We start from the raw sequence: 21,291 nt of genomic DNA, 5'->3' as shown, positions 1-21,291 counted from the left end.
TTATACTTGATGTTCAACCAAATGCCCGTCTTCCAGATGCAGAACGCGGTCACACCATTCGAGCATCCGTTCATCATGAGTGACCATTACCGCTGCTTTCCCCTCACTCTTCACCTCATCAGCGATCATGCGTACAACTTCTCTTCCGCGTTTGAAGTCCAGACTGGCTGTCGGCTCATCTGCAAAGAGAATCGCTGGTTTATTCATCCATGCTCTAGCGATAGCTACACGCTGCTTCTCCCCACCGGATAGCTGCTCCGGATAGTGATTACGCCGTTTCCAGATATCCAATCGTTTCATCAAATCGGCAGCCCGTTCCTTCGCTTCCTTAGCACTCATTTTCCCCTGCTTAGCTACAAAAAGGAGTTGCTCCTCTACCTTCAAATAAGGCAATAGTTGAGCGCTTTGGAACATAAAGCCTATCTTCTCTAAACGGAGCTCTGTCAGCTCACTTTTACTTTTATCTGTAAGTGATTCTCCATCTATAAAAATCTCACCGCTAGTAGGTGTTAGAAGCGCACCAGCCGCTGAAAGGAATGTACTTTTCCCTGTTCCCGAAGGTCCAAGGACAGCAACGAATTCCCCTTCATTAACGATCAGATTCAAATTGTTCAGCACAGACACCGTTGTGTCGCCATCACCGTAGTTTTTGGTTACTTGCTTCATAATTAGTTTTGCACTCATGCTCCAGCCCTCCCAATAGCTTCTAATGCATCTACTTTTGCCACTTTAGCGACAGAAATTAGTGATCCTAAAAGAGACATCCCAACGAATAAACAGCTGGTTAAAAGAATGGTGGAAGGCTCTAGTTGGAATGGCATCGAATCTGGCAGGACCTTATTCATCCCAAAGGTAAGCAGTAAGCTAATGCAAAGACTTGATATAGCTAAAATCATGACCTGCCCTACCACGCTCCAAGCCAAGTAAGACATTTTAGTACCCATCGCCTTCAGAATACCAAACTGACTTGTTTTCTGAATCGTAATGACATAGAAGAATACCGCCAGAACAAACGCTGCGATCACAAACAGGAAAACAATCATCATTAGCAGTGAACCCTGCTCTGCCGAGTAGCCCGGAATATTGGATATAGCTACTTTTTGCGTAATGACCTCTACATCTTTTACATTCGTTGAAATCTTATCTACTTGATCAGCATTCGCATTCAGGGCAATCACATTAAACGGTACCGACGAAGAGGTTTCTTCTCCTTGGTTAACCCCCTGCTTCATAGCTTGCCAATCCTGATTGTTGATATAAACTACTGGGGTATGGCTGTATGAGCTATCCTCAACAAAACCTGCAACAGTAAATTCCATCCCGGTTGCCTGATCACGAATAATACTGCCAAGTTTGATTCCTGACTGTTCGAGGTCACGATCAACAAGGACTTTACCGTTTGTCTCATTAGTAATCTTGTCACCTTCAGCTACTTTAGGGGCTAATAACCCATTCATATCTACTGCAAAAAAAGTAATATCTGCTTTAACGTCTGCATCATTAGCAGTGACAGTGCTCATCTGCATTGCAAGTGAAGACGCATTATTGTCTCCAACTACTGAACGTACATTCTGGAGCTCCGTATCTGTTAACTGAGAACGTCTAAAGGTCTGATCCGCATCACCTTGTACTACAAAATAATTCGCCGGCATGTTCTCTACTGCAGAGATATTTGCATACGCTAATCCTCTGGCTAGTCCCGTGACGAAAAGTACAAGAAAGGAAACCAATAACATGATAACCATAATTAATAGGTATCTGGCTTTAGAATGTCGCATTTCCCTTAAGGCTAAAAACATATTACCACTCCTTCTAATCTGTATAGTCACAGTTTAGAAGATGAAAATGAACGGAGTATGAATAATGAATTACAAAAGCGGAAGTGTAACTGTAAAGGTAGTCCCTTCACCCAAAGTACTGGTTACTTCAATGGTTCCGTTATGCGCTTCTACGATTTTTTGAGAAATCGCAAGTCCAAGTCCGCTGCTATGTGTTTCATGCGTTCGTGCTCGATCTACTTTATAGAAACGATCAAAGATTAATGGTAACTCCTCGGCTGAAATGCCTTCACCAGTATCCGACACAGAAACAATACAGTTCTGTTCCACTAGCTTCGCGGAAATCATAATGGAACCTTCAGCAGGTGTGTATTTTATGGCGTTGGAGAGCAGGTTCATCCATACCTGGAACAATAGATTTGAATCACCTAGAACGCTGATGTCAGCAAGATTCAAACGCACGGCCAGTTGTTTCTCCGTTAATCTCCATTCCATGATTTGTACGACCTGTCTTAGTTGTGCACGCAAGTCTGTCGACTTTTTCTGTATGGAATTAGGATCATAATCAAGTGAAGACAAGGTAAGCAGCTGTTTGCTAAGCAATGAAAGACGATGGCTTTCTTGGTCAATAATATTGAGATACTGTAACCGTTCATCCTCAGGTAAGGTAGAATCTTTTAAAGCTTGGGCAAATCCCTGAATAGATGTTAATGGCGACTCAATTTCATGCGATACATTGGCCACAAATTCCTGTCGTGCCCGATTTGTTCGTTCCAGCTCCCGGCTCATAATCATAAAATGGGAAGCTAGCTGACCAATCTCATCACGCCGCCACGTATTCAATTTGATATCGTATCTGCCTTTTGAGATCCGTTTAGTGGCCGTCGTCAAACGTGTAATAGGTCTTACCACATGCAGTACGCTAATCATTACAAAGCCTAAGCTAAACAACACGGTGAACCCAATGATCACAGCAAAAAAGACGCGCAGCTCCCCGAACTGTACTTCAGCATCCGGCCGCATAAACAAAGCATACGTCTCATTGTTTACTTTTACAGGAACGCCAATTGAATTACGCAGTTGATTATCAAAAAATCCGGTAATAAATGCACTGTCCGGGAAATCCGCGACCCCATGATAAATTTGCCCATTCAGAACCTTCTCTAGTTGCTGCTCATCCAAATCTTCTTTTCTAAAGGGCTTACCGTAGAATCTTGATTCCCCTTCAGCATCAGTTAAATAGATTTTATAACCCAGCTTGGCTATACTCCGCAAATAATCCTCCATCGTTTCCGGATGTGATTCTGCGAATTGTTGAACCTCGATAGCCATTCCGGTAAGTTTGGCATCGTTCTGAGATTTAATCTGGGCTTGATAGTAAATATTAGACACCAAAAATCCAAGAAGGCTACTCACCACAATTACTGAACAGAAGACAATACACATCCGGACATACAAGGATCTCATACGTTAACCATCTCCAATTTATAGCCAATACCTCGAACTGTTCGGATCACAAAATCTTCCTGATAATCTACGAAGCGCTGACGCAAACGTTTGATATGTACATCGACTGTTCGCTCATCACCTTCATAATCCATGCCCCATACCAGTTCAATTAACTCACTACGTGTATATAACCTGCCTGGATATTGCGCCAATTGAGCCAGAAGCTCAAACTCTTTTACCGGCAGCAGCAGAACCTCATCACCATCGGTTATTTCATAATTTTTGCGATCAATAACTAGAGAATTTAATCGAATCCGATCATCTGAAGCAATGGAATAGCGGCGGAATAAAGCTTTGATCCGAAATAGCAACTCTTCAGGCTCAAAAGGCTTCGTTACATAATCATCCGTCCCCCGCAAATAACCTTGCTCTTTATCACTCAGCTGCTGGCGTGCTGTCAATAAAATGATCGGAATATCATACGTTTCTCTAATATGCTGACATAGCTCTAACCCATCTACATGTGGCATCATTACATCTACGACCGCTAAATCCGCAATACTGTCCTGCAATTTATGTATCGCATCTCGGCCATCACTGGCCTCCATCACCTGATATCCTTCCCTTGTTAGTACATGTTTTAATAATGTTCGAATATTCACATCGTCATCTGCTACTAAAATCTTCTTCATCATTTACACTCCCTGAATAATGGATGAACTCATAGTAACAACTTTATAACGATAGAACAACTAAAGTCAGATCAAACAAAAGGCTTGATACTCTCTCTAAGTGTGGTAACCGGCCGCTCCATCAGTCTCTCCAGATCTTTTGATGTAGAAGCAGTGTCTATCTTCGCAAGAAACGAATATATCCAATGTTGAACGCTTGAATCCTCGCGAAACGTAATTCTTTTCCCTGATAACTCTGATAATACATCAACTAATTCGTTAAAGTCCCAAACGCTAGGTGCGGCTAGTTCGTAGGTTTGGTTCTCATGTCCACTCGTTGTAAGAACCTTTGCCGTAGCTAAAGCGAGATCCTCACGAGTGACTGAGTTAAACTGCCAGTTCCCTGGATAAGTGGTTAGCTCGCCGCTTTCCATGGCTTCCTTCAACCCAAGCACACCCACAAAATCTATATACAAAGCGTTACGCAGAAACGTATAATCTATCCCTGATTCAAGAATCATCTGATCAGTTAGTAAATGAACATGATAAGAAGGAATCGGACCTTTGGGGGGAAAGGCAAATCCAGTATAAAGCAGATGTTTCACATCGGCTTTTTTTGCTGCATGAATGACCTGAGCGTGCTGATTTAATCTGATCTTATCATCGATATGAGAGCTGGAGATTAAAAGTAATGTTGTGACCCCTGTAAAAGCTTCAATTAACGAATCCAACTGGTCATAATCGCCAAAACGGACTTCGAACCCTTTTTCTAAATAATTAGCAGCTTTCTCTCGCTGACGAAGACAAGCAATAACTTGACTAGCCGGAACATACTTCTCAAGGTTCTCCATAATTAAGCTGCCTAATTGGCCTGTGGCTCCTGTAACCATAATCGACATACATAACACCCTTTCTGTTATTCGAATGTACTGAGTTTTTGTAATAAAAAGATAAGTTGGTGCAGCTCCTGATCATTCAGATTCTGCATTCTCTCTGCGACAGCCTGACGATTCTCTGGAAGATGCTCCAGAAGTAATTGCTGGCCTTCACTAGTAATCGAAATGACGCTTTTTCTGCCATCCTTGGTATCATTCGAACGGGTTATTAATCCATCTCGCTCCAATGGTGTTAACAGCATGCTTATATTAGCTTTGGTAACTCCAATAATTTGAGCCAATGTAGAAGGTAAAATCGCACCTCCTTGTTTAGAGATCTCCACCAAGATACGAATTCTTGCTCCGTTCAATCCTTTCGACTGCCAATATTTCTCAGAAACAGAAACTAAATTTGCAGTAGCTTCAACTAATGTAAAAAATGCTTTGGTATGCAATGGCTGATTCAGCACAAACTGTTGTAAATGATCCATAATCTATAATTCAGCTCCAATATAGTTAAGTCCTTAACTTTTTTCAAACATACTACAATCCCCATGCGTTGTCAAAAAAAAGAAGCTGCCTCACCTAGCAGAATAAATCTGCTGATGAAACAGCCTCTAAATATAAACTCACCTTAGATTAACACCGTTTTTGTGGAAACAGGCTCTTCACTGTATTTTTTAGAACCCTCCAGCATAACCTCCAGCTTAATGATCTCCGACCGGCTTGCTAAACGAATTGGGGGTCCCCATGTTCCATAACCTGACGACACGACTACATGCAAATTGTCCTTACGAAGATATCCCCAGTCCAGCTCGAACAAACGTTTAGTGATCCAGTGATTTGGAGCAATCTGTCCTCGGTGTGTATGACCAGAGAGTAGAACGTCTACCCCAGCTTGAGCGGCTACGTCGAAGCCTGTAGGCTGATGATCCATCATAATCACAGGACGTGTAAGATCAAGTCCTTCGAGCAAGGAGCTTACACTTTGTCTGCCACCGGCTTCCATCGCCTCGGCTGTCTTATCTTTTCGGCCTACAATATAGGTTCCTGCGACTTCTTCAACCTCATCTTGCAGGACCTTGATCCCAATACTACTCATCAAATCGGTATATTCCTTAATTGATCCACCATAATATTCGTGATTGCCCAGTACTGCGTAGACACCATAACGAGCTTTTAACTGTTTAATCTGTTCACTCATACTATTGCGGATAAAAGGTTCAATGCTGTCATCCAAGACATCTCCAGCCAGCAAAATCACATCGGGTTGCATAGCGTTCATTTGTGACACCATTTTTTTGAGATGACGATTGCCCACGATATTCCCTAAGTGCAGGTCTGAAGCAACCGCGATCGTTAATGGCGTGCTGGTGCCAATAGATTTATCAATAGGAATGGAATGTGTGCGGATCACGGTACTCCAGGCGTTGATTGAACCCCAGACCAGAAAAACTGCCAATAATATCAGAATTGTCCCGCCCGCTTCTGCGATGTAATAGGTACGATCGATTCCCGACCATCCCAGTATCACGTATAATAGGTCTGCCAAAGGTAACGTAATGATAGCAAATTCCATACAGGCTAGATAATACGATCCAATCACTTTAAAGAATCTGGCGATCGGTTTAACCGATTTTGGCCATGGAATCATTCCAATGACATACGCAAAAGCGATGAGTATAAATAATGTCCAGAATACTGCTGACGAAACACCTGAAAACCATTCATCAATAAGCAGCCAACCGTGATAGCCAATGTAGAAATTAACAAGACCCAGAATGAGCAGCATAGCGAATCCTGAAGCTAACATTCGTAATGTTTTCATCGTTTCTCTCCCCTTTACCTAACTACTTCTCTACCTCTTATCTCAAATCATAACACAAACCGTTAACCCAGTATAAACTGCAATGCGGTGTTCGGAAAACATCGGAACTAAAAAAAGAAAATGCCCTTCGGCATCTTCTTTGGAGGTTTATCTTATATCGCTTTATCACGTGTGGCCATACATTGACCAATCAGCTTATCGCATTTATTGATGTGATTTATCAGCCAGTCTGTTAACGTTCGATTAAGCTTGATGGTTGAGAGTACGGACACTCCCTTTGTTTTGACCGTTTCTTCCAATTCGAGAACTGCCTTCACGAAATCAGCATGCGTCTGACGATGTTCAGCTAGTTCAGGGAAGTTGATCTCCTCCATCAGCTGCTCTTCATTACTGAAATGTTCAATCGTGTATTCTTTCAAGAATTTCAGCGTTTCCTCAATCTTTTCTTTTCCTTGCTGATTACTGCATGCTTCAAAGAACTCGTTCAATTTCGCTAACAACTGTCTGTGCTGGCAGTCAATTTTTTCTACACCGATATCATATGAATCTTTCCAAGCGATCATGAAATCACCATTCCGTTTCTTGAAAATTACATTTCAATTTTATTTTCCACCTTTCTCCATAAAAGAACTATTAACAACATCACAGGCGTCTATATTCAACCTTTAGCTGTACATATAGCACCTACTGATTTGGTACCTATTTAATAATCTCTACTTCATCACGGGTTCGATATGTACAAGTACATTGGAAACTTGGTGCCGGTCTTTTAACTGTTCTTCAATTTCTTCCGTAATATCATGGCTCTGCACCACACTTAGCTGAGAATCCACTAGTACAGTTGTGTCTACTAATACGTTATTCCCATGGATACGGGCTTTGATATCTTTTATGGATTGTACGCCATCAATTTCTGCCACAGTTTCTTTCATCTGTTCAAGCTCTTCCGCATCAAATCCGTCCGTTAGATCATGCGTAGCCTTGCTAAAGATATCCCATGCCGTCTTACAGATGATTAGTCCGACAATGATAGCTGTAAGCGGGTCAAGCCAAGGAACGCCTAAGGAGGAAGCCACAATTCCGATAAAAGCGCCCACGCTAACTATAGCATCTGATCGATTATCCAGTGCTACTGCCCGCATTGCGTTACTGTTAATGGCGCGGGCCAGCCTAATATTATACATATAGACAGCCATCATAACTACAGCACACCCCACTGCCGTCCACGCCGCTATAAGATCAGGACTTTCCAGTGCTGGTTGAATAAACTTGTTCACAGCTTGATACAAAACTTGAAGCCCTACCGCAATCATAATGAATGAAGCAATTAATGAAGCCACGGTCTCCGCTCTAAAATGCCCGTAGCTGTGGTTCGAATCCGGCGGTCTTCTGGAAATCTTCAGGCCAATTAGTACCGCGATAGAAGCAATAATATCGGTACTGTTATTCAATCCATCTGCAAGCAACGCTTGAGATCCTGAGACTGTACCTATGAACAGCTTGATAGCTGATAAAAAGATATAAGCAACGATGCTTAGCCAAGCTCCTTTTTCGCCTTGTTTAATGTCGTTATAAGTTTCCAAAAAAAGAACCCCCAAAGAATAGTATTGTTCTATACTACACTTTGAGATTCGGGTGGGTCTAGAGAAACAGTGTTGCTACGGGGCGTAATAGTTCCCTCTGTCAAATAGAGTTGCAAGGTCGTAACTGTTTTGCAGAACGTAACATAGTTTGCCCCCGTTCAACTTTGCTTCCATTCTTCTGGAATAGTAACTTTTTGCTATTTTTATTGTCTAATTATAGTAATGACAAATTTAAAGGAGCGTGGAGTGATGATTCAGTCTTTGCCGAAGAAAATTGTTACATGTTTAGCTATAGGGAGTATTTTAATTCCAATAACAAACAGTGGATCAACGTCAGTCATTTCCGCAGAAAAAGCAGTTGTAAGCCTAAGTAACACTTATTACAGTGAAGTCACAGCCCCGATCCTAAAACCTGTTTGGTCAGCACAACTCGCCATTTTAAAAAAAGACAGAATCACCGGACAGGACATTACAGCACTCGCGGAAAACGGGAAGATCTTTGCGTTGCAGCGCAATGAAAAATTAACCGCAATGAATGCGGCAACAGGCAAAAAATTATGGGAGTTCGGAAGTGGATTAGCGCCGCTATTCACATACAGTAATGGATTTATCTACGGTCTGACCCAAAGCGGCTCCCTATATGCCGTTAGTGAGGCAGGTAAAAAAGCATGGTCGGCTTCCATAACACTCCCCAAAGCTACAAATATACAGCGTTTAGGATCTACTATTTATGTTACACAAGAGGAACAATTAGCAGCAGTTGACGCCGTAACCGGAAAGATCAAATGGAAGGCTGTAGAAAAAAGTAATAACTTTACAGGCTTATCAGATCTCATGGAAACAGATGGGGTCGTTATTCGCAGCTATCTGTCTCAAGGGGCCTTAACAACTGCTGGACTAGCCGCCTATGACAGTCTGACAGGAAAAAAACTATGGGACCAGACCCGGCAATGGATGCCGTTAGCAGTGAAGGATGGACTTCTCTACTCCATTACGAATACATTTATGATGGATGATGACCCGGTAAATCGTAAAGTCAAAGTATCCGTGTTCAACATAAAGACGGGAGAATTAAAAGGAGAACGTTTATATAAATGGACAGATACCGAGAATAAGGATGGTGTGTACACTTATAATGGGATGAATGGAAACGCGTTTTTGGATGGAAAAGACTTTTATATCTTTCAGGGTAGTAAGTTTGTGAAATATGATTTCTGGAATTATTCTGCAGAGGGTAAGCCGGTGCAAACCTGGACCTCGATGGTTAAAGAAAAAGACTCTCCACTGAACCAAGTTTATCAACAAAGAATGTTATTTCAAAATCAAGATAAAGGTACTTTATCCGCACTTAAGCTAGGAACTGGACAGCTTGTCGACCTCAATATTGGAGAGAATCCAGTGGTACAGACGGATCTGTTCGGAAACGTGGTTTATAGTGGACAATCTGATGGCCTATTTCACGCTTATGACATGTTAACTCTGAAGCCTATTTTCACTGTGAACACAGGCTCTCGTAACTTTGCCCCTTCCCTTAAAACTGGAGGGATGCTGATGATTCGAACGGATAATAAGCTGCTCGCCATTAAACTTCCTGCATCTATAAAATAAAAAAGCCTGATTTCTCAGGCTTTTGGGCTTCAATAACTTATTCAGCCGGAGCTGTAAAAGTACGTGCAGCAAACTCGGCATCCAGCATGTAGAAGGCGTTGCTATCTTTATCAATTCGTTTCAGTTTACTGATGATGTTGCTAAAGAGTGCTTCTTCTTCTACTTGCTCGTCTATAAACCATTTCAAGAAATAAATCGTCGCATGTTCACGCTCATCCAGAGCAAGATCAGCCAAATGATAGAACCGTTTAGTGTTCTGTTGTTCATGCGCGAAGGCATGTTCAAAAGCATCTAACATCGAGTTATATTCGTTCTTCGGCTCTGGTAGTGCTTCTAGCGTAGCACGGTTATCCCGATCGTTAAGGAACTTATAAATCTTCATGGCATGGAACCGTTCTTCTTCGGCTTGAATTAGAAAAAAGTTTGCAAATCCATCCAGACTTTCGCCGGAACAATAAGCAGCCATCGCTAGATAAACATGAGCGGAATAAAACTCGAAATTCATCTGTTCATTAAGTGCTTGTACTAATCCATCTTTCATTGGACCGTCACCTCATTATTCAAATTTAATATGTAAATATTTAAGTTTATCTTATCACCGTGCTTCTAAGTCAGCAAGGATTCCTCTCCCAATATCTAATTTAGCTAACGAAAGGACGACTATTCAGATGATTAGATTGACCCGTCACAGCCTAAAGCCTAAGATTTCCGGTACACTCTTCATTATTGCAGCTATGGTGTCACTGTTCCTCATAGCTGGCTGTTCCAATAGCAGCAATAATTCACAATCTGAAGCTACCGCTACACCGACCTTCCAATCCACACCTTCACCAACCGCTAGCTTGGCTCCCCCCCCCTCAGCAATCAGCGATCCAATTGCTCTTCAGGTTGCTGGGATGACTTTGGAAGAAAAAATCGGACAAATGCTCCTAGTTGGAATTGATGGAACTGTCCTTGATGAGCAAGCTAAAAAGATGATTACCGAAGACAAAATCGGTGGAATCATCCTCTATAAGGACAATATTAAAAGCCTGAAAGGGATGATCAGTCTTATCAATTCTATGAAAAAGAGTAACACTGGCAACCCTGCCCCACTATTCATGAGTGTGGATCAAGAGGGTGGAAAAGTCAGCCGGATGCCTAAAGAATATGCTACATTCCCTTCTAACGGAACAGTGGGTGCAAGTAATGACGCTGCTGCTGCCGAGAAAATGGGAAAGCTGCTCGCAAGAGAAGTACGTTCAGCCGGATTTAATATGAACTTTGCTCCCGTTCTCGATATCAATAGCAATCCAGATAATCCAGTCATCGGAGATCGTTCGTTCGGTAATGCTGCTGGCCAAGTCATTCAACTAGGGATTGCCGAAATGAAGGGAATTGAGAGTGAAGGCGTCGTTCCTGTTGTCAAACATTTCCCAGGACACGGAGATACCTCTGTCGACTCCCATCTGGCTCTGCCGATTGTGAATAAAACAGCCGGTCAGCTAGCCGAATTAGAATGGCTCCCCTTCCAAGCAGCCATTAAAGAGGGGACGGACGCCGTAATGGTCGCTCATATTTTGTTTCCAAAATTAGATCCAGACAAACCCGCATCCTTATCGCGTACCATTATTGGTGAACAGCTTCGAGATGAAATGGGCTACCAAGGAATCGTAATTACAGATGATCTAACCATGGGAGCCATCATGAAGAACTACGATCTGGCTGCTGCAGCTGTAGATACTGTGAATGCAGGTAGTGATATTCTCCTTGTCGCTCATGGCTATGATAATGAAAAACGGGTCATGGACTCCCTCCTGCAAAACGTAAAAAACGGTAAGATTCAAGAAACACGGATTGATGAAAGCGTCTATCGGATCTTAGCCTTAAAAGCCAAATATAACCTTTCCGATGAGCAAATCCCGGTTCCTGATCTTACCGATCTTAATAAAGATATTAACGTTTGGCGTCAAACGATTGAGAAGTAAATCAAGCGTTAGTCATTTTTACTGAAGAACAACAACATCTCCAACCTTCAACCCAGAGAGAACCTCTGTTTTGTCCGTTGTTTCCAGACCCACTTCGATATCTTTTCGTTCATATTGCCCGTCCCCTTTATCCAGCATAACGTAGGAGAGGTCTCCTTCATGCATTACAGCTATGCTGGATACAACGGTGGCATTTTCTTTGCGAACTGTTTCAATTTCTCCGTTTAAGCTTAAGCCACCGATCAAATGCTCGTCAGGCTGCAGCGTGATCACCACTTCGAATTGAGGAACTGAACTGGTAGTGGCATTCTGACCTGAAGCAGTCTTTGCAAATTTCGCTACCTTCGTAACTTCTCCAGATAACTTCAAATCTTTTATAGCTGTCATTTTTACGTCGACCTTCATGCCTGTCTTTATACGGAAGACGTCTTGTTCACCTACAAGAGCAATGAATTCAAGCTTGTTCATATCTACTATTTTTCCGATATATTGATTATCTGTCACTGTTTGCGGAATTTCGCTTGCACTGTCAAATAAGAAAATGCCGGATGCCGGAGCATAATAAAGTGCTGTTTTGAGTTTGGCTTTTTTCTCTGTTAATTCGCGTGCCTGTATTTCGGCATTGACCTGATTAAGCTCGTCCCCTAGCCGTGTTGCTTCTTGGGCTGTGAGTGCTTTAATCCGTTCTGCTTCAGTCGCACCAAGGGCTGCATTCTCCTCATCTTGCTGGCTCACAAATTCATTCAGCTCTGCTTCCAGCTTTGCTTTTCGGATAGTCGCCTCTTGTGTAGCAATCTCATTCTTTAAGGCTTCCTGATCGAGAGTAAACAGTAAATCGCCTTTTTTGACTTGTCCACCGTTCTCAACCTTCCACTTTGTCACCTTTGAAGCATATGGAGCATAAACAAGCGTTTCTTTCTCATAATTAGAATTACCTTTAACCTGTATGGAATTGGTAATGGTCTCCTGTGTGACCTCAAAAGTTATTGCTTGTGGGGGTTCAACAGGCTCTAACTGCGCTTCAGGCTTATACATCTTATTGTATAGAAAATAACCTGCTGCAATTATAATCAGTACCAATACTATCCACTTGATTCTCCTCTTCATCACTTTGGCTTCCTTTCAACTTAAAAATAGCTAATCCCGTTTAATCGCCGTGAGTGCATTCGTTCTGGATGCACTGATCGCCGGATAAATACCTGATAATACCCCTGTCATTACCGCAAATGCGATCCCTACCGGGAGAGTCATCAGAGGAATATAAATCACCAAAGGCTCGCCTCCACCCATTCCTGAAGAGGTACCGATGAGCTTATTAATTCCTAATACAATCAAGTATGAAAAGACTATACCAAGCAATCCGCCCAACATCCCGAGCAATGCCGCTTCTGTAATGAACATATTGCGGATCTGGCCCATATTGGCGCCCAGCACTTTCATGATACCGATCTGCCGCCGTCGTTGATGAGTGGACATAGTCATCGCAACGATAATGGAGATCGAAGCAATAATTAGAATAAATACACCTACACCGAGAGCCGCTTTCTTGACCATGCTGAAGGTATCAGCGAGTGCCTCTTTTTGATACAAATTCGTGCTTGTCGTTAGTGTAAGTTTCTGAATAAGCTTCTCTAGTTCCACGATATTCTCAGTGCTGTCTACCTTTACAATCGCTGAGTTATAGACACCCTTTTGCCCAGCGGTTCCACTCGATAGCTTCATTTGTTCTACAAGCCGCTCGCCAGTCTCTAGTGACACATAGATCTTCTTGTCGTACATAGCCATATTCTCGTTCGTTCCACTCGGGTTGTCGAGGATCCCCACCACTTGAATCGGTGAGCTAACTAACATCCCTCCGGTTTGAGAGGCGGGATCAAAAGATTGTAATTGAACCTGTTGCTTGTACATATCTGTTGGAAGCATACTTAAGCTGTTGTACTGTTCCATCAACTTATTGTTATATGGATCTGTACTCAGTTGTTCAAAAAGCCGCTGCCGAGTTTCGTTATCAATCAGTCCAACGGTTGCACCATAGTTCAGTACAGCCATTCCCACTAAATCAGAAGCCCCGCCTTGTTTGAATTTCTTATCATATTTCGTTAACAGGCGTAGATCGGTTCCAATAAGCTGTACATCTGTTATTTTATTATCGATAGTCAACATCTGTATGTACCCTAGCTCTTGAAAGGGAGCTGCTGCAGTTACATGCCGCAAGCCTTTAATAATCTCCAGCTTTTGCGCCGTCAGCCTGCCGGGATCAAGCTTTTCATTGGCCGCAGACGATCCGCTGCCACCGCTGCCTCCTCCTTGGGAGGGTATACCTCCGTTGGGCGACACCGTAATTTCATCCATTTTGAAATTGCGGTTGATTTCCCGCTCCGTGTAGCTCTGTGCGGAGTCTCCTATACTTAATGCAACTATGATTGCAGCACATCCAATGGATATGCCAGCCATACAAAGACCTGTGACAACTTTCCGCCGTTTGACCTGTTCCCAAGCCAAGCGGGAAATATCACTAATCCTCAATGAGTATACCCCCTTCGAGTTCAGTATCCGAAGAAGTTTGGTTTTCAGTAATCATATATCCGTCCCGAAGCGTGAATATCCGCTGCATTTGCTCCGCGACTTTTAGCTCGTGAGTTACAACTATGAAGGTGGTCTTCATCTTCTTGTTCAGGTTAAGCAGGATATTGATAATTTCTTCTTCTGTCTTCGAATCTAGGTTTCCGGTTGGTTCATCTGCAAAAATAACAGACGGTTCCGTAATTAAGGAGCGCGCAATACTGACACGCTGCTGCTGTCCGCCAGACAGCTGGGAAGGGAACAAGTCGGCTTTATCAGGAATGCCGACCCCTTCCAACAATTCTAAAGCTTTTTGTTTACGTATAGAGGGTGCAACGGATTGAAAAACCAGCGGCAGCTCTACATTTTCACGGACTGTCATGCTAGTAATCAGCTCATACGCTTGAAAGATAAACCCGATATTTTTTCTGCGAAATTCCGATAGCTTATTCTCACTCATCTTCACGATATCTTGATCGGCAATATAAATATGGCCTTCAGTAGGCTTCATTAGTCCTGCCATCAGATTCAGCATCGTTGACTTACCGGAACCCGAGCTCCCCAGCAGTGCTACCATCTCCCCCTCTTTCACAGAAAAGTCAATTTGATGAAGCACTGCTGTAGTTTCATTACCGTTTTTATAAGAATGCGTTACATTTTCCACTCGCAACATTGGAGCTGCTCCTCTTCGTACAATAATAGATATGAAATGCTATTTCTCAGTTACAACTGCTCTATCAATCTTGATGTTATAAGCTTGACTAGCCAGCTCGATCCGTTCGCCTTGGAATTCATCGTACAGCGTGATCCGGTAGGTACCTCCTGACAAATTCTTATACATATTATTGCTAAAGCTTGCTGTATACGAGTTGTTGGTCCCTTCAAGAATATCAGTACCGATGTTCAAGCTTCGTTCCTGAGAAAGACCATATGGGTCCGTCATTTTCAGGACCAGTTTATGCGTGAAGGTACCCATATCATAGCTGCTATCACGAAGAAGATTGTAATTCATAACTATATTTATAGAGTCACTGCCTTGCAATGAGCGCCCTTCTGAACTTAGAACGGACATGGTATACGGATAAATTGCCACCTTCGTCAAGTTCTTCTCTGGTGGAGTGGTAACCGGATTTAATGACAGTGAAGCCATATTAATAAATCCAGTGGATTCCTGACCCGGTTCCGTCAGCTTATTCCCAGTAATCCCTGGCCCTAGGAACAGGCTAACATCAGAAGTATTAACGGCCTTCGGAACCTTCGCCCAGAAGGTGATTAATTGCTTACCGCCCGGAGTAGCAGAAGTATCTGGTTGATTGGCTGTAGCTTCGAATAGCTGACCGTCTCCCGTTTTGTAATAAGCTTGGAGGCGAGCCATTTTGCTTTGTCTTTTCTCTTCACTGCTCAAAAGGAGCTCTGTGTATACGAGATTGGAGTTAAGTCCTTCATAAATAATGGTTTTGTTCTCTTGCACTTTAGCGTTCTTACCTTTACCAGAGATAACATAACTTCCTCCAGTTTCAATAGAAGCTACAGCGTTCATCATGCTGTTAGTAGTAACTGATAGGAACGAGCTCTTCTCTTCTTTTACCATAGAATAAAGATTTAATTTTAGTTTATCGAACTCTTGTGTATAAGGAATTTTGGCAAACACATAGATTTCAGCGTTTTTACCTGGTCCAATCGTTGAAGTTTCCTTATCCATAAACAGTTCCGTTGAAGATGACATGTCCTCATTGTCTACCTGAACAGCTCCCTTTAATTCCGGCATAGACAAGGCAACCGATTGGGTATTCGTAATATTTAATCTGGCAACTACGATATCGTCGTCTTTCCATGGAAAACGCTGTAAGGAAACTAAACTGTAAGTAAACGTCCCATATTCATTTGTAGCTCTATATTCGAGCCCTTTCTGTATCTCTGGACGCAAGGTATAGGAGATTGTAAAGTAAGCAACCGGAACAGTTAGTTTAGCTGTGTTGCCCGTAACGACATTGGTTCCACCAGTGCTTCCAGTTCCTGCTCCGTCTCCGGTAGTTCCCGTCTCACTATTATCTGGAGCAGAAACAGCCTCAATCATCTGCAATTGCAGTGAATTCTGTTCTACTTCAAGGGGGACTTGTGCGGTAAGCGGGATGATTTTTTCCTCCAGAGGTTTTATGGTTAATCCGCTCAAGCCCTTAGAATTGATCGGAAAGGTTGTCCCAGTTGAGGATTTGACGGCAAGCTCATAAGAAGGTAACGTAACGGCTGTCTTCCCTGTATTCTTCACTCGCAGCTGAAAAGTCCAGAATCCCTTATTGTTCTCTGCGTATACGGTTGCGTTATTTAATTGTGTTTCAATCGTATTGTTATTGATGGTAATTTTCTTGATTACACCTTTGCCAACTACCAAATTTGGTGTTGTAGCCGCAGGCAGCTTGTACGAAGATTTGGCAATCTCCAGCTTCAGCGCCTCATCCTTTTGGGTGAATTGCAGTTTCATATTATCCGTCTTCATATACGAAGGAATTTCTGTAAGATAATAAATGGTCTTTTTCTCTTGTGGCTGAATTTTATAACTAAGCTGAGAACGGTCAAGGGCTAATTCATACGAGCTTCCCCCTGCCGAGACCAAATATGCTGCGTAACCAGGATCACTTAATACTTTGCTGCCTTTATTGGTCAAGCTTATGCCGACCTTGGCATAAACCTTTCCGCTGTATTTGTAGAGCTCCAAGGATTCACTTTTAGCAACAACCGGAATGTCATTCATTGTAGTGCTTACAGTTTTACCGTTTACAGCGGTTGGCGAATAGTTGGCGGGTATATTAAAAGTTCCTACTTGCTTGAGATACCCCTTGGTTTTGGAATCCCAAACGTACATTGGAATCTTGATACCTTTTAACGAGTTTACCTGGCCGACATTAACATAATATGTAACGCGCAAGCTTTCATTAGAACCCACTTTTTTCTTAGTAGAGTCAGCACTTAGTGGATTCCCTGGAATGACAGAGCCGCCAGAGGTCATAACTCTCGAAAAATAATACAATAGGCTAGCACTTTTGTTGCTGCCATTCGAATAGTTAATTGTATAAGTTAAAATATTGCCTCCAGGTTGTGACCAAATATTCACATCTTCCAGTGTAGCTTTGATATTAGCTCCTAAAGAAACGGAACCCAGATTACTAGGAGCTGCTACAGTTGCAGCAGCTACCGCAGATTTTGGCTGAACAGAACTAACTGATGCAGCCGAAGCGGTATGCCCTGTCAACTGGCTTATGACAAAGGTGCTTAAGAGTAAAACAACATATGTACTGCTATGCTTTCTCATTGACTTCCCTCCACGAGTATTTTACTAGAATTATTATAGTGGTTAGAGCAGATCCAATTGTATCCATGTTGTAACACTTACAGGCCTTTTGTAACCTATTTGTTCCAATTTGCATATATTCTGAAAACGATTCTATAATTTCAGTTGATTTTTCAAGGCTGCAATATCAGAAGCCGCAGGCTGGTCTTCTCCGTATCTAACTTTTTCATATATTTCAATCAATTGTTCTGACGCAGCTATAGAATCTTCATCTCCCTTACGTTTATGCTTGTTACGATCTCCCCATAGCAAAACATCCCTTTTTGTTTCCTGCGGCGTAAGATAACTTTTCATTTCATAACCGTTATCGCGCTTTATATTTAGCCACCGCCGATAAAGCCAACGTACACGTTCCTGCTCGCCATTCATCTGTTCCCAGCGATCCTTTCGATGTTTTGAAGGAAGACGTGAGCTCCAGAAATCCTTCAACCCTCGAACGGTTTGTTCCCAAGTAAAGACGCTTTTCTCTTCGTCAAGATATGCTGTATTATTCTTAGGGGCATGTTCCCTACGTAACATCGATAACAATGCATCTATGGCTCTCCGCCACTTTTCTCCAGCATTTCTGTACAACCAGCGAAGTGCATAATAGGCTACAAACCCCAATAATACCGCTGCCAAAATATAGAACCCGTACTCTAGTATAATAGCTAGCCAGCCCCGCTTTTGCTCGCCAACAGGTGGTAACATCGGCGTTGCTGGCGGCAATTCTGCTGGCGGAGGCTCTGGTTCTTTTGTGCCAGAAAATAACTGATTAATAAAATTGAAAAATGAGCGTAAGAGTCTCCATACCAGTGTTCCTATAGCTTTGCCGACACCTGCTGCTAGTACAGCTGCAATAACTCCAATCACAATGACATATATACGATTATTCCGTTGTATCCCTTTGGGCAGCGTTTCATTCTCTTCAGTAAGTGCGCTGTATCGTATATAGCTGCTATTAGAAATAAGTAAAGTCAGTATTAAATACAGACTGCCACACCAGGTCAATAACGGCACACTTGGCTCCAATTCAGGAACTCTATGAAACGCTATAGTAGCTACAAAATAGATTATTATACCTATCCAAAACATTCTGAATCTATTATTTCTAGAGTCTACCGTCATCCCTAAAAATGTACATATAAATCCAGCCACACCTAAGGGAAGGCTTTCGATGGATAAACTCCCTGAAACCGCACCTAATAATACCCCGAGGATTAAGGCGGCAAGCAATTGCTTCCATCTTACATTGCAAAAATTGCGCAAAAGAATGCCCGCTAAAGCTAGTATAGGCAGCGCAATCAACCATATTTGTTCATCTTGTTGGGGCAACAAATAAATCTGAAATAGAACCCAAACCGGTAGAAATAGCAACAATTCAATAACAGACCACAACCAGAGTTTGACTGTTTCCCTTACATAGCCAGACAACGTAAGCTTCATGCGCTCTCTCTCCCTTGTTCCGGAATATCCAGCCATTCCACACCATTGCCTTGCTGCATTAGGAGATCCGTCGCCTTTTGCAATTCTGCTCCTCTATGGCAGCTTATGATTAGAAAGTCTGTGTCACTAATTCCACTCTCAACCTGCAATTCCAATAGTCGACTCATAGGAAGTGTTCTATCCAGCTTCAGCCTTGCCAGCAGCTCTAACATATCTTCGAGCTGAGCCATCGGCTCTGCTTCAATTGGATCTCTTTCGCCAGCATCGTCCAATCTGCCATTACAGATTAATCCGGTCTCAATTCCATGCTGCATTGCGTATTCAGCTATAGTCGCTGCATATCTTATTCCTTGCTCGATTCGTTCCACATCAGTCACCGTTCTCCACATGGAATCACTGTCCTCTATATTCAGACAGATGACGAGCCGGGAGTCAGCAGTATAATCTTTTTTATGAACCTGCATAACACCAGTACGTGCTGTAGCCTTCCAGTTTACCAATCCCATAGAATCTCCTGAGCTATACTCACGAATGCCAGCAGTCAGAAAAGGGTCTTCAACGATCCATCTTTTCACAGGAAGCTCACCCAGCCAGCTATGAATGGGCAATGGAAGCTCGTCTAGATTCAGCAGAACGGGATAGATCAATAACTCTAACTCGAGTGGATACGTTTTGTTTTTTCGAGTCAAACCAAATGGATCTCCCGTTGTCATAGTCACGGATTCCAAACGATATAAACCACGACGCTCACATGTCACCTGATGCCGTCTTTTAATATGACGATAAGATTTTAAATAGAATAAACTAATATGATTCTGAGAGATTTCTCCTGTACTAATCCCAAGATTATCCTGACTTCCAAATTCCAGACCTCTCGCAATACTAGACTCCAATCGGAGCCACGGCAAAGGAAGAAGCTTCGCATTAACGATCTCCTCGATCATCTCAATACGTTCTCCTTCATATGCAGTCTTGCGTGAAAAATAGCGAGAATAACTAAGCGCTTTCAGGCCATTCCGTTTATAAATGTCAGCAAGAAGTAACACCAACGCCACTGTAATGAAAATGAACCAAGGCAAAGCCATAGGTCATTCCACCTTTCCGCCTCTTAAGGACGTCACGGGTTCAGCAGGCACCTCAACTTCACGAAGCACTTGCAATACAATATCCGCGGCTTGTCCCTCTCTTGAGCCTAATCCCCGATGAAGCAGCAGACGATGTGCAAGCACGGAAACAGCTACGGCTTTGATATCATCCGGTGTTACATAAGATCTGCCTTGAATAAGTGCATATCCCTGAGCTGATCTAAGCAACGCGCCACTAGCACGTGGACTCGCCCCCAGTTTTACTGCCGTAGATTTGCGGGTAGCTTCCGTTATCCGTACGATATAACCTAATAAATCATCACTGATACTTACCGATGCGGCTAAACGCTGTGCGGCTTGAATATCTTGTGCCGTTGCTACAGGAAAAGACTCTTCGAGCGGATTATTCTCACGAAAACGCTGTAAAATATGTATCCCTTCATCGAAGGTAGGATAACCCGTAGTAATCCGCATCAAAAATCGATCTAACTGAGCCTCAGGCAGTGGGAAGGTCCCCTGGTTGTCTATCGGATTCTGAGTAGCAATGACAAGAAATGGTGCTTCTAATCCGTGCGTTACGCCATCGATAGTAATTTGCCGTTCCTCCATACACTCTAATAGGCTGGATTGAGTTCTAGGTGTTGCACGATTAATTTCGTCAGCCAGCAGTATATTAGCAAATACCGGACCCGGTCTGAACTGAAACTCTCCCGTCTTCTGATTGTAATAGTTGATCCCGCTTAAATCAGAAGGCAATAAATCCGGTGTAAATTGAATGCGCTTAAATGAACAATCTAATGATTTGGCAAGAACCTTTGCGAGCAAGGTTTTACCCGTTCCTGGTACATCTTCCAGCAGAACATGTCCATTCGCAAGTAATGCGGTCAGCAGCAAGTCTACTCCATCCTCTTTTCCTACAATGACTTTGGCAAGATTGGCCCTAATAGATTTGATAAGTTCAGTAACTTCTTGAAGATTCATGTGAATGCACCATCCAATCTGAGGATAATTATGTAATAAGTGCTTTAATCATAACAGAAAGCGTACCCAATTTATAATTCACACAAAAAAGGCACTGTCCATAATTAGACAGCCCCCGTCATCCTTTCGA

19 protein-coding genes are annotated in these 21,291 nt (G+C 42.7%); 2 read left to right on the top strand and 17 right to left on the bottom strand.

Annotated elements, in window-relative coordinates; all coding sequences use genetic code 11:
- The 9 genes from NSQ66_RS14010 to NSQ66_RS13970 form a co-directional block, all read right to left on the bottom strand.
- Positions 1-684, bottom strand: a complete 684-nt coding sequence (locus NSQ66_RS14010; protein ID WP_036678191.1) for an ABC transporter ATP-binding protein — start codon at positions 682-684, stop codon at positions 1-3.
- Positions 681-1,745 carry an ABC transporter permease gene (locus NSQ66_RS14005; protein WP_249267730.1) on the bottom strand — a complete coding sequence of 355 codons (1,065 nt, stop codon included), beginning with the start codon at positions 1,743-1,745 and terminating at the stop codon, positions 681-683. Before NSQ66_RS14005 ends, NSQ66_RS14010 begins: the two co-directional genes overlap by 4 nt.
- Positions 1,746-1,868: 123 nt before the next feature.
- On the bottom strand, positions 1,869-3,245 hold the full coding sequence (locus tag NSQ66_RS14000; protein ID WP_036678196.1) for a HAMP domain-containing sensor histidine kinase: 1,377 nt from the start codon (positions 3,243-3,245) through the stop codon (positions 1,869-1,871).
- Positions 3,242-3,919, bottom strand: a complete 678-nt coding sequence (locus NSQ66_RS13995; RefSeq protein ID WP_036678199.1) for a response regulator transcription factor — start codon at positions 3,917-3,919, stop codon at positions 3,242-3,244. The genes NSQ66_RS14000 and NSQ66_RS13995 overlap by 4 nt, the downstream gene beginning before the upstream one ends.
- A 71-nt stretch (positions 3,920-3,990) precedes the next feature.
- Positions 3,991-4,797 carry an NmrA family NAD(P)-binding protein gene (locus tag NSQ66_RS13990; protein ID WP_339279709.1) on the bottom strand — a complete coding sequence of 269 codons (807 nt, stop codon included), beginning with the start codon at positions 4,795-4,797 and terminating at the stop codon, positions 3,991-3,993.
- Positions 4,798-4,814: 17 nt separating this feature from the next.
- Positions 4,815-5,267, bottom strand: a complete 453-nt coding sequence (locus NSQ66_RS13985) for a MarR family transcriptional regulator (RefSeq protein ID WP_036678204.1) — start codon at positions 5,265-5,267, stop codon at positions 4,815-4,817.
- A gap of 140 nt (positions 5,268-5,407) precedes the next feature.
- Positions 5,408-6,601, bottom strand: a complete 1,194-nt coding sequence (locus tag NSQ66_RS13980; protein WP_036678207.1) for a metallophosphoesterase — start codon at positions 6,599-6,601, stop codon at positions 5,408-5,410.
- A 152-nt stretch (positions 6,602-6,753) separates the two neighbouring features.
- On the bottom strand, positions 6,754-7,164 hold the full coding sequence (locus tag NSQ66_RS13975; protein WP_051491008.1) for a bacteriohemerythrin: 411 nt from the start codon (positions 7,162-7,164) through the stop codon (positions 6,754-6,756).
- A 150-nt stretch (positions 7,165-7,314) separates the two neighbouring features.
- Positions 7,315-8,184, bottom strand: coding sequence for a cation diffusion facilitator family transporter (locus NSQ66_RS13970; RefSeq protein ID WP_036678210.1), 870 nt, complete (start codon positions 8,182-8,184; stop codon positions 7,315-7,317).
- 249 nt (positions 8,185-8,433) lie between these two features.
- Here NSQ66_RS13970 and NSQ66_RS13965 point away from each other — a divergent pair, with 249 nt between their 5' ends.
- Positions 8,434-9,792, top strand: a complete 1,359-nt coding sequence (locus tag NSQ66_RS13965; RefSeq protein ID WP_076099329.1) for a PQQ-binding-like beta-propeller repeat protein — start codon at positions 8,434-8,436, stop codon at positions 9,790-9,792.
- A 37-nt stretch (positions 9,793-9,829) separates the two neighbouring features.
- On the opposite strand, the gene NSQ66_RS13960 is transcribed toward NSQ66_RS13965, so the two are convergent.
- The gene (locus NSQ66_RS13960) at positions 9,830-10,333 is read right to left on the bottom strand and encodes a ferritin (protein ID WP_036678216.1); all 504 of its coding nucleotides are present in this window, start codon (positions 10,331-10,333) and stop codon (positions 9,830-9,832) included.
- Between the two features lie 127 nt (positions 10,334-10,460).
- Here NSQ66_RS13960 and nagZ point away from each other — a divergent pair, with 127 nt between their 5' ends.
- Positions 10,461-11,759, top strand: a complete 1,299-nt coding sequence (gene nagZ, locus NSQ66_RS13955; protein WP_076141683.1) for a beta-N-acetylhexosaminidase — start codon at positions 10,461-10,463, stop codon at positions 11,757-11,759.
- Between the two features lie 18 nt (positions 11,760-11,777).
- Here nagZ and NSQ66_RS13950 read toward each other — a convergent pair whose 3' ends face one another.
- The 7 genes from NSQ66_RS13950 to NSQ66_RS13920 all read right to left on the bottom strand — a co-directional run bounded on the left by NSQ66_RS13950 (position 11,778) and on the right by NSQ66_RS13920 (position 21,161).
- Positions 11,778-12,866 carry an efflux RND transporter periplasmic adaptor subunit gene (locus NSQ66_RS13950; protein ID WP_076141684.1) on the bottom strand — a complete coding sequence of 363 codons (1,089 nt, stop codon included), beginning with the start codon at positions 12,864-12,866 and terminating at the stop codon, positions 11,778-11,780.
- Positions 12,867-12,896: 30 nt separating this feature from the next.
- Positions 12,897-14,285: an ABC transporter permease gene (locus tag NSQ66_RS13945; RefSeq protein ID WP_170914247.1), complete on the bottom strand. Its 1,389-nt coding sequence runs from the start codon at positions 14,283-14,285 to the stop codon at positions 12,897-12,899.
- Entirely contained in the window at positions 14,275-14,994 is a 720-nt protein-coding gene (locus NSQ66_RS13940; protein ID WP_036678220.1) for an ABC transporter ATP-binding protein, read from the bottom strand. The genes NSQ66_RS13945 and NSQ66_RS13940 overlap by 11 nt, the downstream gene beginning before the upstream one ends.
- A gap of 39 nt (positions 14,995-15,033) precedes the next feature.
- Entirely contained in the window at positions 15,034-17,631 is a 2,598-nt protein-coding gene (locus NSQ66_RS13935) for a hypothetical protein (RefSeq protein WP_076141685.1), read from the bottom strand.
- A 132-nt stretch (positions 17,632-17,763) separates the two neighbouring features.
- Positions 17,764-19,095 carry an FUSC family protein gene (locus NSQ66_RS13930; protein WP_036678223.1) on the bottom strand — a complete coding sequence of 444 codons (1,332 nt, stop codon included), beginning with the start codon at positions 19,093-19,095 and terminating at the stop codon, positions 17,764-17,766.
- A complete protein-coding gene (locus tag NSQ66_RS13925; RefSeq protein WP_036678226.1) occupies positions 19,092-20,180 on the bottom strand; it encodes a DUF58 domain-containing protein in 1,089 nt (362 codons plus the stop codon). Before NSQ66_RS13925 ends, NSQ66_RS13930 begins: the two co-directional genes overlap by 4 nt.
- A 3-nt stretch (positions 20,181-20,183) precedes the next feature.
- Positions 20,184-21,161, bottom strand: a complete 978-nt coding sequence (locus tag NSQ66_RS13920) for a MoxR family ATPase (RefSeq protein ID WP_036678228.1) — start codon at positions 21,159-21,161, stop codon at positions 20,184-20,186.
- Positions 21,162-21,291: the final 130 nt, after the last annotated feature.

Origin of the sequence: Paenibacillus sp. FSL H3-0329, assembly GCF_037963285.1 — a bacterium.
Classification (GTDB): domain Bacteria; phylum Bacillota; class Bacilli; order Paenibacillales; family Paenibacillaceae; genus Paenibacillus_AQ; species Paenibacillus_AQ odorifer.
Note: the sequence above shows the minus strand (reverse complement) of the source record. Positions and strands in the feature narration are given on the sequence as shown.